The organism is Sedimentimonas flavescens, from assembly GCF_019264375.1.
GTDB lineage: Bacteria > Pseudomonadota > Alphaproteobacteria > Rhodobacterales > Rhodobacteraceae > Rhodobacter > Rhodobacter flavescens.
In genome coordinates this window covers 24442-40257 of record NZ_JAHVAI010000013.1, presented here as the reverse complement: position 1 = coordinate 40257, position 15816 = coordinate 24442, and the positions used below count along the sequence as shown (strand labels likewise).

The window sequence follows — 15816 nt, the reverse complement described above, 5'->3', positions numbered from 1 at the left end:
CCGGGATAACCCGGCCCTTTCGAAGATCTGGCTGAACTGAAGGATCAGTTCTTCGCGTAGAATTCGACGACCAGGTTCGGTTCCATCACGACCGGATAGGGCACGTCCGACAGGGCCGGGGTGCGCACGAACGTCGCGGTCATCTTGTTGTGGTCGACTTCGAGGTAGTCCGGCACGTCGCGCTCGGCCGACTGAACGGCTTCGAGGACGATGGCAAGCTGCTTCGAGCGGTCACGAATGGCAACAACGTCGCCTTCCTTGACGCGGTACGACGCGATGTTCACGCGCTTGCCGTTGACGGTGACGTGGCCGTGGTTCACGAACTGACGCGCCGCGAAGACGGTCGGAACGAACTTGGCGCGGTAGATGACGGCATCGAGGCGACGCTCGAGCAGGCCAACCAGGTTTTCACCGGTGTCGCCCTTCACACGCTCGGCTTCGGCGTAGATGCGGCGGAATTGCTTCTCGGTCAGGTCGCCGTAGTAGCCTTTCAGCTTCTGCTTGGCGCGCAGCTGGGTACCGAAGTCCGACAGCTTGCCCTTGCGGCGCTGGCCGTGCTGGCCCGGGCCGTATTCGCGCTTGTTCAGCGGCGACTTGGCGCGGCCCCAGATGTTCTCGCCCATGCGGCGGTCGATTTTGTACTTGGCAGACGTGCGTTTGGTCACGGCTGATCTCCTTCATAAAGTAGCGAAGGGCGTTGTCCTTTCCCGCGACCCCATCCGAGCCTTGGGCGACAGGTTTCCCCTTGCGGGGTCCACCAACACCAATGAATGACCCGGCAGCCTCGGCTACCGGGATGGCGGGCTTATACAGCCCCGCGCGCCCATGTCAACGCGCGAATCCCGGAATTAGGCGACTCAGTAGAGCAGCTTGTAGACATTCCCAAGCGAGTCGGTGACCGTGCCCGTCCCGCTTTGCGTGCCCGATCCCGAAATGAACGTGCCCTGAAGGCGGTTGCCGTCACTGCACACCGCATAGATCTCGCCCGAGTTCACGCCGCCCAGATCCTCGGTCGAGTTCTTATACTTGCCGCCGGTGTCGCGCAGCGTCAGCGACAGGCCACGCTCTTGGGTGCGCACCTTCGGCGCGACCGAACTCCAGGTGCCCTGGCATTTCGATTTGTTAGGCTTGGGCAGACGGAACGAGACGATCCCCGAGGTTTCGGTATCGGCCTTGAGGGTAATCGGGATCAGGCTGGCCGGATCTTCGTTCGCGATCGGCCCCTGAACGGGGTAAAGCTGCATGTCGCCGGTGCCGCCGCAGGCAGCAAGCAGGGGCAGCAGGGACAGGACGAGCAAAGAGCGCAGGGTCACGACGATCGACTTTCCGTTGTGTCGGCCAGCCAATCCCGGCACCCCGCCCGGTCCTCGGGTTCGGACCGTCACGACGCAGTCGCCGAAAATGCCTGACACAGGATAGAATTGCTTGCGGCGGTAGATTTTTTCGCTCCCTTTCGCAAGGGCGAAAAACGGCGCGGCGCCCAAGCGCCGCACCGGTCACCGAAATGTGTGCGCAGATTGCGCCGTCAGCTCCGGCCCTGCGCCGCGAACATCGGACCGCCACGCCAGCGCGGGAAGCCGTAGCCGTGGATCTCCACCAGGTCGATATCCGAGGGGCTGCGGGCGATCCCCTCGTCAAGGATCGCCTGCCCCTCGGCGGCCATCTGATCGACCAGTTCTGCGGCGATCTCTTCGCGGGTCATCGAAACGAACTCGGTGACATGCGGCGCCAGAAGCTCCGCGACCGTGATCGAGGGACGCGGAGCACGCTCACCGGGCGCATAGTCATACCAGCCGCCACCGGTCTTCTGGCCCTTGCGGCCCGCGCGCACCAGGATGTCGGCCAACGCCTCGGGCACCGCCTGCCCCGCGGCACGCGCACCCTCGCGCTGAAGGAAGGCGATATCCAAACCGCCCAGATCCTGCGCCTCGAACGGCCCCATCGCGAAACCGTAGCCGCGCATCGCCGCGTCAATCTCGGGGATGGCGACGCCCTTGCGAAGCAGCCCCTCGGCCGCAGCACGATAGCGTTTCAGGATGCGGTTGCCGATGAAGCCCTCGCAGATCCCCGCTTGCACCGGGATCTTGTTCAGCGCCCGCCCGAGCGCGAACCCCGTGGCCAGCGTCTGCGCCGAGGTCTCTGCCGTCGGCACGATTTCCAGCAGTTTCATGACATTCGCCGGGCTGAAGAAATGCAGCCCGATGAAGCGCGCGGGATTGGGCAGGCCCTCGGCAATGGCGCGCGGATCGAGATAGGAGGTATTCGTCGCCAGGATCGCATCGGCCCGGCAGTGGCGCGCGAGTTCAGTAAAGACCGCGCGCTTGACGCCGATCTCTTCAAAGACCGCCTCGATGACCAGATCGGCATCGGCAAGGGCGGCGTAATCGGTTGCGCCTGAGACACCAGCAAGGCGCTCGGCTGCCTGCGACTCGGACAGCTTGCCGCGCTTCACGCCGCCGTCGAATATGGTCTTCAGATTACCAAGGCCACGTGCCAGCGCTTCGGCGTCGCGCTCGATCAGGGTCACGGGAAGGCCCGCGTCGCGTAGGGCGGCGGCGATGCCCGCGCCCATCGTGCCTCCACCGATCACGCCCACCTTTCGCAGTGCGATCGGTTCGACATCGCGCAGATGCGCGGGGCGCGGGGCCGCGCGCTCGGCGAAGAAGACGGCGCGCAGGGCCTGCGCCTGCTCGGAGGCACGCAGTTCCAGGAACGTCGCGCGTTCATGCGCCATGGCCTCGTCGAACGACGCCTCGGCAGCCTTGCGCAGGCAATCAAGCGCGCGCAGCGGCGCGGCCTCGCCACGGGCGCGCTTGGCGATGGCGGTCTGCTGCGCCTCCCAGAAGCCCGGCTCGGGCGTCGCGATCGAGCGCAGCGAGACCGGAAGCGGCAGAGGCTGTTCAAGCGCCTCACGCGCAAAGGCCAGCGCGGCGGCCTGCAAATCACCGCTGACGACCGCGTCGATCAGCCCGAGCGCCTTGGCCTTAGCGGCTTTCACCGGCTTACCGCCGGTGACCAGATCCACCGCCGCCTGCACGCCTGCAAGGCGCGGCGTGCGAACCGTACCCGAAGCACCCGGCACGATCCCAAGCGTGACCTCGGGCAGGCCTACCGACGCCCCTTCCAGCGCGACGCGGAAGCGGCAGCCCATGGCGATCTCGAAACCCCCACCCAGGGCCGAGCCGTGAATCGCCGCGATCCAGGGCTTTTGCGCCCCTTCGATCCGGGCGACCAGATCGGGCAGATGCGGCTCCATCGGCGGCTTGCCGAACTCGGTCACATCCGCCCCGGCGATGAAGGTGCGCCCGGCGCAGATCAGCACCACCGCCTTTACCGCAGGGTCGGCGTCAAGCGTGGCCACGGCATCCCAAAGCCCCTGCCGCAGCGCCTGCGAGAGCGCGTTGACGGGCGGGTTGTCGATGGTGACGGTGGCGATTTCCCCGGCATGGGCGATGGTGACGACGGACATACTCAGATTCCCAGATAAGCTTCGCGGATGCGCGGATCGGCGATCAGTTCTTCGGCCGCGCCATTCATGGTGATATGGCCGGTCTCCATGACATAGCCCCGATCAGCGATCTTGAGCGCGCCAAAAGCGTTCTGCTCGACCAGAAGGACGGTCACGTTCAGCGCCTTAAGGCCCTTCACGACGTCGAAGATCTGGCTGACGATGATCGGCGCCAGGCCCATCGAGGGCTCGTCGAGCAGAAGGCAGGACGGCCGCCCCATCAGCGCCCGCGCCATTGCCAGCATCTGCTGCTGTCCGCCCGAAAGCCCGCCGGCCGCGAGGTTGCGCTTTTCCTTGAGGATCGGGAACATCTGGAAGGCGTCGTCCATGTCCTTCTCGACCCGTTCGTCATTGAACAGGAAGGCGCCGAGGCGCAGGTTTTCCTCGACCGAAAGATTGGTGAAGATCTGCCGTCCCTCGGGCGATTGCGCGAGGCCTCGGCGCAGGCGCTTGTAGGCCGGCACCGGCACCAGCAACTCGCCGCGGAAGGTGATCGAGCCGCCGGTCACCGGCTGCACGCCCGACAGGCAGCGCAGCAGCGTCGTCTTGCCCGCGCCATTGGCGCCCACCACCGTGACAATCTCGCCCGAGTCGACATGCAGGTCGATCCCGTGCAGCACCTCGATGCGCCCGTAGCGCGAACGCAATCCCTCAACCGTGAGCATTTTCGGCCCCCAGATAGGCGGCGATGACCGCCGGGTTTTGACTGACCGTGGCCGGGTCGCCCTCGGCGATCTTCTCGCCGTGATCCAGCACCACGATATGATTGGAGATCCGCATGACCATCTTCATGTCATGCTCGACCAGCAGGATCGCCACACCCGAGGCCGCAACCTCGGCGATCAGGTGATCGATCTCCTCGGTTTCGACGGCGTTACAGCCCGCAGCGGGTTCATCCAGCAGCAGCACCTTCGGGTCGAGCGCCAGTGCCCGCGCGATCTCAAGCCGCTTGAGCGAGCCATAGGACAGGTTGCCCGCCTCTCGCTCGGCCGCGCGCGTCAGTCCGACACGCTCCAGCAGTTCGCGCGCCCCGGCCATCGCCTTGCGCGCACGGCGGCGCGACGAGGGCAGCCCAAGGATATCGGCGACCACCGGCCCCTTTTCCTGAAGGTGATACCCGGTGATGACGTTTTCGAGCACCGTCATCGACTGGAAGATTTGCAGGTTCTGGAACGTCCGGCTCATACCGCGACGGGCCAGAAGATGCGGCTCCATCCCGGTGACATCCGCGCCATCCAGCATCACACGCCCCGCGCCGGGCAGGTAGACCCCCGAGATCATGTTGAACAGCGTGGTCTTGCCCGCACCGTTCGGCCCGATCACCGAGACGATCTCGCCGGGGCGGACGCGGAAGCTGACATCGTTCACGGCCTTGAGGCCGCCAAAGCTGATGCCGAGACCTTCGATCGAAAGCAGATCGCTCATTCGTCTTTCCCCCAGAATTTCTTGAGGATCGAGGGCAGCAGGCCCTCGCGCAGGAAGATCATCACCAGCAGCATCACTAGGCCGAGGACCATCTGCTCATACTCGGCGAAGACGGTCAGGACCTGCGGCAGAAGCGTCAGGATGCCCGCACCGAAGATTGCGCCCAGAACCGAGCCCACACCGCCCAGAACGGCCATGGTGACCATCTCGACCGAGTGCATGAAGCCAGCGACGTCAGGGGTGATGAACTTGTTCTGCAATGCCAGCAGCGACCCCGCCACAGAGGCATAGACCGCCGAGATGACGAAGGCCTGCAACTTGAAGCGAGCTACATCGACGCCGACGGTGCGCGCCGCGACCTCGGATCCATGCAGCGCGCGCAGAGCGCGGCCGGTGGGGCTGTTGTGCAGGTTCAGTGCCAGCCAGGCACCGATAATCAGGCACAGGCCGCAGAAGAAATACCAGAACTCGCCATTGGTCAGGTTCAGCCCCCAGCCTTTGAGCACCTCGCGCAGGCCCAGGTCGGCCACTTCGATACCGTCGGGGCCGCGGGTCAGCTGGCGCTCGTTATTGAGGACCATCGACACGAGGATGCCAAAGCCAAGCGTCGCGACGCCAAGGTAATAGCCCTTGAGGCGCAGGATCGGCCGACCGACCAGATAGGCCAGCACCGCCGAGATCGCGGCGCCCAGAACGGCCGCCAGCGCCGGGTGCAGGCCCCAGTGCACCGGGGCCAGCGCGCAGGCATAGGCGCCGATCCCGGCAAAGCCCGCATGGCCAAGGCTGATCTGGCCCGCATAGCCGGTCAGGATCACGATACCAGTGACGGCGATGCCGTTGACGAACAGCAGCGCGCCGACGCGGTAGTAGTACCCCGAGGGGAAGAAGAAGGGCGTGATGGCAACCAGAAGCGCCAGCACGATGAGGGTTGCGGATTTCGGAGTCAGTCTCATGGCGTCACACCCGATCCGTCGATTTGCGACCAAAGAGGCCCTGAGGCATGAAGAACAGCACGGCGAGGATCACGATGAAGGCCGCCGCATCCTTGTATTGCGAGGACAGATAGCCCGCAGTCATCGCCTCAAAGAGACCGATGAGGAAGCCGCCGACCAGCGCGCCCTTGGGGTTGCCCATGCCGCCCAGCATTGCGCCCGCAAAACCCTTGAGCGCGAAGCCGATGCCGACGCTATAGGCCGTCAGCGTGATCGGCGTGGCCAGAACGCCCGCCAGTGCACCGATCGCCGCCGAAAGCGCGAAGGACAGCGTCATGACGAAATTCGTGTTGATGCCCACAAGCTGCGCGGCAAGGCGGTTGTTCGATGTCGCCAGAACAGCGCGGCCTAGCAGCGTGCGGGTGAAGAACAGCCACAGCGCCAGGAACACCACCAGCGCACCGCCGATCACCCACAGGCTTTGCGGCAGGATCGTCGCGCCGCCGATGCGGATCGGATCGTCACCGGAAAACGCCGGGAAGCTGTGGATCTGCTTGTCGAACACCAGCTGCGCCGCGCCCTGAATGAAGATCGAGGCGCCGATGGTGATGATGATCAGCGAGACCACAGGCGCGCCGCGCGCGGGCTCGATCATCAGCTTGTTCATCGCCACGCCAAGCGCCGCCGTCGCCGCAATCGCGATCAGCGCGGCCAGCGGCAGCGGCAGCCCCTGCGCATGGGCAAACCAGGTGATCATGCCGCCCAGCATGACAAACTCGCCCTGGGCGAAGTTCACCACGTCCGAGGCGTTATAGATGATCGTGAAACCAAGGGCGACCAGCGCATAGACTGCGCCAACGGTTATCCCCGAGAAGAGGAATTGCAGTAGTTCCGACATGGTGTTCTCCGGCTCGGAATGCGAGTCTTGGCGGCCGGTGGGCCGCGCAGCCCCTGCCGCCAAGGCGACAGGGGCCGAACGTCAGCGGATCACTCGACCAGCGTCCATTTGCCGTCCTTGATCTCCAGCATGCGGAATGCCGTCAGATCGAGGCCGAGGTGGTCGGTCGCCGAGAAGGTGTAGACACCGGTGGTGCCAGCCAGACCTGCGGTCGCCTCGATCGCGTCGCGGATCGCGGCAGGCTCCGAGGAACCTGCGCGGCGCAGCGCATCCGCGAGGATCAGGAACGCGTCATTGGCGTAGCCGCCGAAAGTGCTGACTGCCGCGCCGGTCTTGGCCTCGAAAGCGGCCTTGTAGGCGGTGACGGCGGGCTTTTGCGCATCGTCATCGGCCAGCAGGTCAGCCACCAGAAGTGCGGTGCCCGGCAGGCGAACGCCCTCGGCCGCATCGGCGCCGGCGAGCGCGATGAACCCGTCCGAAGCCACGCCATGCGACTGGTAGAACGGCAGGTCGAGCGCGAGTTGCTTGTAGTTGCGCGTCACGATCGACGGACCCTGACCGAAGCCGGGGTTGACCAGCGCCTGAACGCCCTCGGTGTTCTTGATCTTGGTCAGCTGCGCCGTCATGTCAGCGTCTTTCGGATCGTAGGTCTCGTCGGCAACGATCTCGATGCCGTAATCGGCCACGACCGCCTTGCACTGGGCCTGCATCGAGGCGCCGAAGCCGTCCGTGCCCGAGATCATGCCAACCTTGGTCAGGCCGCGCTTCTGGATGTCTTCGAAGATCTTCTGGCAGGCCATCCGGTCGGTGTGCGGGGTCTTGAAGGTATAGGGCTTGACCGGGTCGATGATGTCGATGGCACCGGCGAGCGAGATGAACGGCACCTCGGCATCCTCGGCCACCGACAGGATCGACATGGTGGTGCCAGTGGTGCTGCCGCCGATGATCGCGGAAACCTCGTCATCCTCGACAAGGCGGGTTGCGAAGGTGCGCGCCTTGTTCGGGTCGCCGCCGTCATCGTAGAGCACCAGTTCGACCTTCTCGCCGTTGATGCCGCCCGCAGCGTTCAGCTCTTCCACGAGCATTTCGAGGGTCTTTGCCTCGGGATCGCCCAGGAAGGCGGCCGGGCCGGTAGCGGCGATGCTCGCGCCGATCTTGATGTCGGCCACGGCAGTGCCGGTCAGGCCAAGCACGGCCAGCAGGCCAAGTGCAGTCGTCGTCAGGGTCTTCGTCATTCTTCTCTCCTCCCAGAGAAAGGTTAAAGGGTAAGTCAGTGCGCCACCGGGCGGCGCCACATGGCGCGGCGGAAACGGGTGGCGACAAAGGCGGTGTCGGTCAGGCTGGCATTCCCGGCGGGGTTCGCGCCGGTGACGTGAAAGTCGCTGAATGCTGCGGACTGGTTGACATAGATATTGCCGGTCAGGTTGATCGACAGGTTGACGCCCGCCCCCGCGAACGCGGCGATCGCGCGATCGATCCGGGCCTCGTCGGTGTCGTAAAGCGCGGCGGTGATCGCGCCCTTCAGTGCAGCGAGCCCCGAGGCCAGCGCGATCCCTTCATCGGCGTCGCGCGTGGCAACAAGGAAGGTGATCGGCCCGAAGCACTCTGCCTCGGCCACCGGATCCTCCGAGGTCACGGCAAGCAGCAACGGCGAGCCGGTGCGGCCCTCGCCTGCGGCGGCGGTGTCGCGGATCACCCGGCCAAAACCGCGCGCCTGTTGCAGGCGATCCTGCGTGGCAGGGTTGGCGATGGCGCCGCATACGCCTGCCGCGCGGGCCGGATCGGCCAGGAGCGCGTCGATTGCGGCAGCGATACCTTCGGCAACCTCGTCAAAGCTCTTGTGGCCCTGATCGGTCTCGATCCCGGCCTCCGGGACGTAGATGTTCTGCGGCGCCGTGCACATCTGCCCCGAGTAGAGCGCGAGCGAAAACGCAAGGTTCGCGCACATGCCCGCGAAATCGTCGGTGCCGCCGATGGTAATGGTGTTCACCCCGGCCTCTTCGGTGAAGACCTGCGCCTGAGTCGCATTGGCGCGCAGCCAAGACCCGAAGGCGTTGGAACCGGTATAGTCGATCAGCTTCACTGCCGGATCGGTCGCAAGCTGCGTGGTGATCTCGGCGCCACGCTCATCCACCGCCAGCAGAATCGCATCGGCGGGCAGACCGGCCTCGGCCAGCACAGCGCGCGCGATCTGCACCGTGATCGCCAGCGGCAGAATCGCCGCCGGGTGCGGCTTGACGATGACCGGGTTACCGGTGGCGAGGCTTGCGAAGATGCCCGGATAGCTGTTCCAGGTCGGGAAGGTGTTGCAACCGATCGTCAGCGCGACACCGGCGGGCACAAGCGTCCAGTGCTTTTCCAGCACGATCGGCGCGGCCTTGCCCTGCGGCTTCTCCCAACGCGCGCTGGTGGCGAATCGGGTCATCTCGTCCCAGGCCATCGCGACGGCCTCAAGCCCGCGATCCTGCGCATGGGGACCACCCGCCTGGAAGGCCATGGCAAAGGCCTGCCCGGTCGTGTGCATCGTGGCATTGGCGAGAAGGAAGCTGATGCGATTAAGCCGCGTCAGGATCTCAAGGCAAACCCCCACCCGCTGGCGCGGCGAGGCTGCGGCAAGTGCCGGCGCTGCGGCTTTGGCGGCGGCAATCAGCGTGGCGGCATCGGCCGCCGGATAGGTGATTCCCAGATCCGGCCCGAAGGGCGAGACCTCGGCGCCCAGACGGCGCGATTCGGGGTGAGCGGGCAAATCGAAGGCCTGACCGAGCAGCGCCGTATAGGTGGCGTCGCCCTCGGCCCGCGCGGTTTCACCATAGATCTTTCCGCTCGGGATTTCAGGGAACGGCGCCCAGAATTCGCGCTCATGCAACGCTTTGACAGCACGCTCCAGCAGCGCCTGATGACGTTCGAACAAATCGGCCATCGTCCCTCTCCCCTTACCGGTCTCCTCTCCGGCATGGCTTTATCATTGACCGGCCGGTCGGTCTATGCAACAAGAATCTTCGAGAGCCGCCGAAATTGAGGCGGTGAGGGAGAGAAAGATGACTGGCTCGGATACTGTAGTCTCGGCATTCGCCGATGGCGTGCTTACGCTTACGCTGAACCGCCCCGACAAGCTGAACTCGTTCAACGAAGAGATGCATCTGGCATTGCGCGCGGGCTTTCAGCGCGCTCATGACGATGCGCAGGTGCGCGCCGTTCTGCTGACCGGATCGGGGCGCGGCTTTTGTGCCGGGCAGGATCTGGGCGACCGCGACCCGCGCAAGGGCGGACCTGCCCCGGACCTCGGGCGCACGCTGGAAACCTTCTACAATCCGACACTTCGCCTGATCCGCGCGCTTGAAAAGCCGATCGTCTGCGCAGTCAACGGCGTGGCCGCCGGGGCGGGCGCGAACGTGGCCTTTGCCTGCGACATCGTCCTTGCCGCGAAGTCGGCCAAGTTCATCCAGGCCTTCGCCAAGATCGGCCTTGTTCCCGACGCGGGCGGCACCTGGAGCCTTGCGCGCATCCTGGGCGAGCCGCGCGCCAAGGCGCTCGCGCTGACCGCAGAGCCGCTGATGGCCGAGCAGGCCGCCGACTGGGGGCTGATCTGGAAGGCTGTCGAGGATGCAGACCTCATGGCCCAGGCCGAATCGCTGGCACGTTCGCTGGCGGCCGGGCCGACGCTCGGCCTTGGCCTGACCAAACGCCTGATTCAGGCTGCCGCGACGAACAGCCTTGACGCGCAACTGGATATGGAGCGCGACTGTCAGCAGCTTGCCGGGCGCAGCGCGGATTACGCCGAGGGCGTCACCGCCTTCCTCGAGAAGCGCAAACCGGCGTTCAAGGGACAGTAAGGGCGATGATGAAACCAGTGCATGAGATGACCCCGCAGGAACTGGCCGAAGCCTCGGCAAAGGCGATGTGGGACAATGACAGCGCCAGCCAGCGCCTTGGCATGGAGTTGACACATGTCGCGCCGGGCGAGGCCACGCTGGTGATGACCATCACCGAGGCCATGTCGAACGGTCATGGCAATTGCCATGGTGGCTACCTGTTCACGCTGGCCGACAGCGCCTTCGCCTTTGCCTGCAACAGCTACAACCAGATCACCGTCGCGCAGCATTGCTCGATCACCTATCTGGTCCCCGGCCGGATCGGCGACACGCTGACAGCCACCGCGCGCGAGGTTTCGCGCCGCGGCCGCTCGGGGATTTACGACATCCAGCTAACCAACCAGCACGGCGAGCATGTGGTCACGTTCCGCGGCCATTCGCGCACCGTCAAAGGCACCCATTTGCCGGTCTGACCGGAACCGAATCTCCAAGGGAGGAAACCATGGAAGACTTGACCCCTCGCAAGCAAGATCTAGACCCGATCGAAACCGCCTCGCGCGATGAGATCGAAGCGCTTCAGTTCCATCGCATGAAGCGCTCGCTGCGCCACGCCTATGAGAACTCGCCCTTCTATCGCAAGCGCTTCATCGAGCATGACGTGCACCCCGAGGAGCTGAAGTCGCTGGCCGACATCGCCAAGTTCCCCTTCACCTACAAGCAGGACCTGCGCGACACCTACCCCTTCGGGATGTTCGCGGTGCCGCAGTCCAAGCTGGTGCGTATCCACGGCTCGTCGGGCACGACGGGCAAGCCGACGGTCGTGGGCTATACCGCGGCCGATATCGACCACTGGGCGAACCTGATCGCGCGCTCGATCCGCGCGGCGGGTGGGCGCCCCGGCGACATCCTGCACAACGCCTATGGCTATGGCCTGTTCACCGGGGGCCTCGGTGCGCATTACGGCGCCGAGCGCCTCGGCTGCACCGTCGTTCCGATCTCGGGCGGCATGACCGAGCGGCAGGTGACGCTGATCCATGACTTCAAGCCGTCGATCATCATGGTGACGCCCAGCTACATGCTTTCGATCCTCGACGAGTTCCGCCGCCAGGGCTTCGACCCGCGCGAGTCCTCGCTCAAGGTCGGCATCTTCGGCGCAGAGCCCTGGACCAATTCGATGCGCGAGGAAATCGAGCAGGCCTTCGACATGCACGCGGTCGACATCTACGGCCTCTCCGAGGTCATGGGCCCCGGTGTCGCGCAGGAATGCGTCGAGACCAAAGACGGGCTGCATATCTGGGAAGACCACTTCTACCCCGAGATCATCGACCCGGTCACCGGCGAGGTTCTGCCCGACGGCCAGATGGGCGAACTGGTCTTCACCACGCTGACCAAGGAAGGCCTGCCGATGGTGCGCTACCGCACCCGCGACCTGACGCGCCTTCTGCCTGGCACCGCGCGCTCGATGCGCCGGATCGAGAAGATCACCGGGCGCTCGGACGACATGATCATCCTGCGTGGCGTCAACGTCTTCCCGACCCAGATCGAAGAGCAGATCCTGAAGTGCCGCGGCCTCGCCCCGCATTTCCAGATCGAGCTGTCGCGTTCGGGCCGCATGGACAACATGACCGTCCTCGTGGAATGCGCCACCGATCACACCGACGAAAGCGCCCGCGCGGCCTCGGCCAAGGAGCTGGCGCATCACATCAAGTCGGTGGTCGGCGTCTCGACGCGGATCGAAGTGCGCGATCCGGCCAGCATTGCCCGTTCCGAGGGCAAGGCCAAGCGCGTGATCGACAATCGGCCCAAAGAATAAGGCTGCGACGCCACGTGGGCGTGACAGGCGCGCCCACAGTCGCTAAAGCAGGAAAAAAGGCTCTTTGCGGCGGCAAACGGCTGCAAAGAGCCACAGACAGACACGGAAAGTGACACTATGGCTCGGACGCGAGCACAGGACTTCGAGGAAAAGCAGCGCGCCATTCTGGACAATGCTGCGCAGGTTTTTGCCGAGCAGGGCATGGAGAAGGCCTCCATGTCCCTGGTCGCTAGCCATGCGCAGGTCTCCAAGGCGCTGCTCTACCACTACTACCCGAGCAAGGATGCGCTGATCTTTGCGATCATCATCACCCATCTTGACGAGTTGGACGCGGCGGTCGAGGCCGCTGACGATCCCTTGCTGGCTCCCGACCAACGCCTGCGCCGCCTCGTCGGCGCGGTGCTCGAAAATTACCGGGGCGCGGACAACCAGCACAAGGTGCAGCTCAATGCCTCTTCAGCCCTGTCGGACGCGCAGAAGTCCGAGATCCTCGGGTTGGAACGGCGCATCGTTCGTCGCTTCTCGGTCGTGCTCGACCAGATCAACCCCAGCCTGAACGACAAGGAGCGTCCGCTTCTGACCCCGGTGACCATGTCGCTCTTTGGCATGATGAACTGGGTCTATATGTGGTTCAAGGACGGCGGCCGGATCAGCCGCGAGGATTATGCCGATGTCGCGACAACCCTGATCCTTGAGGGGATCAAGTCCGTTCGCTGAAGTTCCGGCGCTCAAGAACCAATGGGTCGTATTTCGGCGCCTCGGCGCGGCGGCGGTCGGGTTCGGGGGCTGTAAGCGGCTCGGCCGGTTTCAGCTTGCGCGACGCTTCATGCGCGAGTTGCTGATAGACGCCGGTGCCCATCCGCTTCCATTCGATTTCCTGCGGTGACAGCGCCCGCACGACCTTGGCGGGCGAGCCGACCACCAGGCTGCCCGCCGGGATCTCAGCCCCCGCCTTCACGAAGGCCATCGCGGCGACGATCGTGTTCTCGCCGATCCGCGCCTCGTCCATCACCACGGCATTCATGCCCACCATGGCGTTGCGCCCGATATGGCAGCCGTGCAGCACGGCGCCATGGCCGATATGACCCGCCTCCTCGATCACAACATCCTTGCCGGGGAAGGAATGCACCACGCAGGTCTCCTGCACGTTGCTGCCCTCTTGCAAGATGATGCGCCCGAAATCGCCGCGCAGCACCGCACCGGGGCCGACGTAGCATAGCGGGCCGATCAGCACGTCGCCAATCACCACCGCCTCTGGATGAACAAAGGCGGCGGGATCGATGACCGGGGTGATGCCATCCCAGGAATAGACGCGGGCCATGCCGCTCAGCCCTGCAGCGGCCAGGTCTTGGCGACCATCGTCAGCACGTCATACTGTGCCACGACCGCGCCATCCTGATTGGTGACCTGGCAATCCCAACGCACCTCGCCATGCTCGGCATTGGCGCGCGGGTTGATCTCCTTGCAGGTCAGGCGCACCTGGAGCGTATCGCCGAAATAGACCGGCGTCAGGAAACGCATGTTGTCCACGCCGTAGTTGGCCAGCACCGGGCCGGGGTTCGGCTCGACAAAGAGGCCGGCGGCGAAAGAGGCGATCAGGTAGCCATGCGCCACGCGGTCGTCGAAGAACGGGTTCGCCTTGGCGGAGGCCTCGTCCATATGGGCGTAGAACGTGTCGCCGGTGAAATGGGCGAAATGCTCGACATCCTCTTTGGTGACGGTGCGCTTGGCGGTGATCAGCTGATCGCCGATCTTCAGTTCGGCCAGCGACTTGCGGAACGGATGCACGTCATGCTGCACCTCGGCGCCTTCGATCCAGCGACCGGTCACCGCCGACAGCAGGCGCGGCGCGCCCTGCACCGCGGTGCGCTGCATGTAATGCTTCACGCCGCGGATGCCGCCCATCTCCTCGCCGCCGCCCGCGCGACCCGGCCCGCCGTGCACCAGCCCCGCCAAGGGCGAGCCATGCCCGGTCGACGTTTTCGCCGAGGCGCGGTTGCCGATCAGCACACGGCCATGATGCGGCGCGACGCCCAGCACGACCTCTTCAGCCACGGCCTTGTCATCGGTGAAGACCGACGACACGAGCGAGCCTTTGCCCATCTGTGCCAGTTCGATCGCTTCGCCAAGATCGTCATAGGGCAGCACGGTCGAGACCGGGCCGAAGGCCTCGACCTCATGCACGGGCTGCGCGGCAAAAGGCTTGTCAGCGTAAAGCAGAACCGGGTTCAGGAAGGCCCCCGCCCCGGCATCGCCAGAGGCAAGGCGCACCTCGTCGGGGTTGCCCGCGACGATCTCGGCCACGGCCTGAAGGTCGCGGATCCGCTCGCGCACCTCTTCGCGCTGATCGAACGAGGCCAGCGGCCCCATGCGCGTGCCCTCTGCATCGGGCAGACCAAGTGCGGTCTTGCCCAGACGATCGCGCAGCGCCTCGACCAGTGCCGGAACCTGCGCGCGCGGCGCGATGACCCGGCGGATCGCGGTGCATTTCTGCCCGGCCTTCACCGTCATCTCGCGCGCGACTTCCTTGACGAACAGGTCGAATTCGGGCGTACCCGCCACGGCATCGGGGCCGAGGATCGAGGCGTTCAGGCTGTCGGCTTCCATCGTGAAGCGCACCGAGTTCGCCACCACCGCCGGATGCGACTTGAGCTTGCGCCCCGTCCAGGCCGAACCGGTGAAAGTGACCGCGTCCTGCCCCGTCAGGTGATCGAGCATATCGCCGACCGAGCCGCAGATCAGTTGCAGCGCGCCCTCGGGCAGGATGCCCGTCTCGACGATGCGCCGCACGACAAGCTCGGTCAGATAGGCGGTCTGGCTGGCGGGCTTGACCACGCAGGGCACACCGGCCAGCAGGGTCGGCGCGATCTTTTCAAGCATCCCCCAGACAGGGAAGTTGAAGGCGTTGATATGGACCGCGACGCCCTGCAAGGGCGACAGGATATGCTGCGCGCTGAAGCTGCCGTCTTTCGACAGAATCTCCAGATCGCCATCGGTCAGAACGCGGGTGTTGGGCAGCTCGCGCCGGCCTTTCGAAGCGAAGGTCAGCATGGTGCCGATGCCGCCCTCGATGTCGATCCAGCCGTCGGGGCGCGTGGCGCCGGTGCGGAAGCTCTCGGCGTAGAATTCTTCCTTGCGCTCCATCAGGGCAAGGCCAAGCGCCTTGAGCATCCCGGCGCGTTCATGGAACGACATCGCCCGCAGCTTGGGGCCTGCGGCCTTGCGGCCATGGTCCAGCACCGCAGCGAAATCCAGCCCACTCGAGTCGATATAGGCGACCGGCGCGCCGGTCGCCGCATCCAGCAACTCCTGGCCCTCTTTCTGGCCGGGGGTCCAGGCTCCACAGACATAGCTTTCAAGACGGCGCGGGGGGCGGGCCGGGGCGTTCATGGGCGTTTCCTTTATTCGTTCAGAAAGTGGCGCGGGCC

At 65.2% G+C, this 15816-nt stretch carries 15 protein-coding genes; 4 read left to right on the top strand and 11 right to left on the bottom strand.

Annotation, left to right across the window (positions count from 1 at the left end; all coding sequences use genetic code 11):
* Nucleotides 1-44: 44 nt before the first annotated feature.
* The 9 genes from rpsD to paaN all read right to left on the bottom strand — a co-directional run bounded on the left by rpsD (nucleotide 45) and on the right by paaN (nucleotide 9683).
* On the bottom strand, nucleotides 45-665 hold the full coding sequence (gene rpsD, locus KTQ37_RS12965; protein ID WP_218630940.1) for a 30S ribosomal protein S4: 621 nt from the start codon (nucleotides 663-665) through the stop codon (nucleotides 45-47).
* A gap of 192 nt (nucleotides 666-857) precedes the next feature.
* On the bottom strand, nucleotides 858-1346 hold the full coding sequence (locus KTQ37_RS12960; protein ID WP_236021218.1) for a hypothetical protein: 489 nt from the start codon (nucleotides 1344-1346) through the stop codon (nucleotides 858-860).
* A gap of 179 nt (nucleotides 1347-1525) precedes the next feature.
* A complete protein-coding gene (locus KTQ37_RS12955; protein WP_218630939.1) occupies nucleotides 1526-3469 on the bottom strand; it encodes a 3-hydroxyacyl-CoA dehydrogenase NAD-binding domain-containing protein in 1944 nt (647 codons plus the stop codon).
* Between the two features lie 2 nt (nucleotides 3470-3471).
* Complete coding sequence (locus KTQ37_RS12950) at nucleotides 3472-4173, bottom strand: ABC transporter ATP-binding protein (protein WP_218630938.1); 702 nt, start codon at nucleotides 4171-4173, stop codon at nucleotides 3472-3474.
* Entirely contained in the window at nucleotides 4160-4933 is a 774-nt protein-coding gene (locus KTQ37_RS12945) for an ABC transporter ATP-binding protein (protein WP_218630937.1), read from the bottom strand. The genes KTQ37_RS12950 and KTQ37_RS12945 overlap by 14 nt, the downstream gene beginning before the upstream one ends.
* The gene (locus tag KTQ37_RS12940; RefSeq protein WP_218630936.1) at nucleotides 4930-5886 is read right to left on the bottom strand and encodes a branched-chain amino acid ABC transporter permease; all 957 of its coding nucleotides are present in this window, start codon (nucleotides 5884-5886) and stop codon (nucleotides 4930-4932) included. The genes KTQ37_RS12945 and KTQ37_RS12940 overlap by 4 nt, the downstream gene beginning before the upstream one ends.
* Before the next feature lie 4 nt (nucleotides 5887-5890).
* Nucleotides 5891-6763 (bottom strand): branched-chain amino acid ABC transporter permease, encoded by an 873-nt coding sequence (locus KTQ37_RS12935; RefSeq protein ID WP_218630935.1) that lies wholly within the window; start codon nucleotides 6761-6763, stop codon nucleotides 5891-5893.
* Nucleotides 6764-6852: 89 nt separating this feature from the next.
* A complete protein-coding gene (locus tag KTQ37_RS12930) occupies nucleotides 6853-7998 on the bottom strand; it encodes an ABC transporter substrate-binding protein (protein ID WP_218630934.1) in 1146 nt (381 codons plus the stop codon).
* Nucleotides 7999-8033: 35 nt separating this feature from the next.
* The gene (gene paaN / locus KTQ37_RS12925; protein ID WP_218630933.1) at nucleotides 8034-9683 is read right to left on the bottom strand and encodes a phenylacetic acid degradation protein PaaN; all 1650 of its coding nucleotides are present in this window, start codon (nucleotides 9681-9683) and stop codon (nucleotides 8034-8036) included.
* A gap of 118 nt (nucleotides 9684-9801) precedes the next feature.
* Between paaN and paaG the strand changes: the two genes are divergently transcribed.
* The 4 genes from paaG to KTQ37_RS12905 all read left to right on the top strand — a co-directional run bounded on the left by paaG (nucleotide 9802) and on the right by KTQ37_RS12905 (nucleotide 13105).
* Complete coding sequence (paaG, locus tag KTQ37_RS12920) at nucleotides 9802-10596, top strand: 2-(1,2-epoxy-1,2-dihydrophenyl)acetyl-CoA isomerase PaaG (RefSeq protein ID WP_218630932.1); 795 nt, start codon at nucleotides 9802-9804, stop codon at nucleotides 10594-10596.
* A gap of 26 nt (nucleotides 10597-10622) precedes the next feature.
* Nucleotides 10623-11048: a hydroxyphenylacetyl-CoA thioesterase PaaI gene (gene paaI / locus KTQ37_RS12915; protein ID WP_218631038.1), complete on the top strand. Its 426-nt coding sequence runs from the start codon at nucleotides 10623-10625 to the stop codon at nucleotides 11046-11048.
* Between the two features lie 29 nt (nucleotides 11049-11077).
* Nucleotides 11078-12388: a phenylacetate--CoA ligase PaaK gene (gene paaK / locus KTQ37_RS12910; RefSeq protein ID WP_218630931.1), complete on the top strand. Its 1311-nt coding sequence runs from the start codon at nucleotides 11078-11080 to the stop codon at nucleotides 12386-12388.
* Between the two features lie 117 nt (nucleotides 12389-12505).
* The gene (locus KTQ37_RS12905; protein WP_218630930.1) at nucleotides 12506-13105 is read left to right on the top strand and encodes a TetR/AcrR family transcriptional regulator; all 600 of its coding nucleotides are present in this window, start codon (nucleotides 12506-12508) and stop codon (nucleotides 13103-13105) included.
* Here KTQ37_RS12905 and KTQ37_RS12900 read toward each other — a convergent pair.
* Nucleotides 13089-13709: an acyltransferase gene (locus KTQ37_RS12900; RefSeq protein ID WP_218630929.1), complete on the bottom strand. Its 621-nt coding sequence runs from the start codon at nucleotides 13707-13709 to the stop codon at nucleotides 13089-13091. The two genes, KTQ37_RS12905 and KTQ37_RS12900, sit on opposite strands and share 17 nt — an antisense overlap.
* A 5-nt stretch (nucleotides 13710-13714) precedes the next feature.
* Nucleotides 13715-15778, bottom strand: a complete 2064-nt coding sequence (gene paaZ / locus KTQ37_RS12895) for a phenylacetic acid degradation bifunctional protein PaaZ (protein WP_218630928.1) — start codon at nucleotides 15776-15778, stop codon at nucleotides 13715-13717.
* Between the last annotated feature and the right edge of the window lie 38 nt (nucleotides 15779-15816).

What these genes read in the sequence shown, in the direction of transcription:
- KTQ37_RS12955 (WP_218630939.1), bottom strand. Translation starts at nt 3,469, where the DNA reads ATGTCCGTCGTCACCATCGCCCATGCCGGGGAAATCGCCACCGTCACC.
- KTQ37_RS12950 (WP_218630938.1), bottom strand. Translation starts at nt 4,173, where the DNA reads ATGCTCACGGTTGAGGGATTGCGTTCGCGCTACGGGCGCATCGAGGTG.
- KTQ37_RS12945 (WP_218630937.1), bottom strand. Translation starts at nt 4,933, where the DNA reads ATGAGCGATCTGCTTTCGATCGAAGGTCTCGGCATCAGCTTTGGCGGC.
- KTQ37_RS12940 (WP_218630936.1), bottom strand. Translation starts at nt 5,886, where the DNA reads ATGAGACTGACTCCGAAATCCGCAACCCTCATCGTGCTGGCGCTTCTG.
- KTQ37_RS12935 (WP_218630935.1), bottom strand. Translation starts at nt 6,763, where the DNA reads ATGTCGGAACTACTGCAATTCCTCTTCTCGGGGATAACCGTTGGCGCA.
- KTQ37_RS12930 (WP_218630934.1), bottom strand. Translation starts at nt 7,998, where the DNA reads ATGACGAAGACCCTGACGACGACTGCACTTGGCCTGCTGGCCGTGCTT.
- paaN (WP_218630933.1), bottom strand. Translation starts at nt 9,683, where the DNA reads ATGGCCGATTTGTTCGAACGTCATCAGGCGCTGCTGGAGCGTGCTGTC.
- paaG (WP_218630932.1), top strand. Translation starts at nt 9,802, where the DNA reads ATGACTGGCTCGGATACTGTAGTCTCGGCATTCGCCGATGGCGTGCTT.
- paaI (WP_218631038.1), top strand. Translation starts at nt 10,623, where the DNA reads ATGACCCCGCAGGAACTGGCCGAAGCCTCGGCAAAGGCGATGTGGGAC.
- paaK (WP_218630931.1), top strand. Translation starts at nt 11,078, where the DNA reads ATGGAAGACTTGACCCCTCGCAAGCAAGATCTAGACCCGATCGAAACC.
- KTQ37_RS12905 (WP_218630930.1), top strand. Translation starts at nt 12,506, where the DNA reads ATGGCTCGGACGCGAGCACAGGACTTCGAGGAAAAGCAGCGCGCCATT.
- KTQ37_RS12900 (WP_218630929.1), bottom strand. Translation starts at nt 13,709, where the DNA reads ATGGCCCGCGTCTATTCCTGGGATGGCATCACCCCGGTCATCGATCCC.
- paaZ (WP_218630928.1), bottom strand. Translation starts at nt 15,778, where the DNA reads ATGAACGCCCCGGCCCGCCCCCCGCGCCGTCTTGAAAGCTATGTCTGT.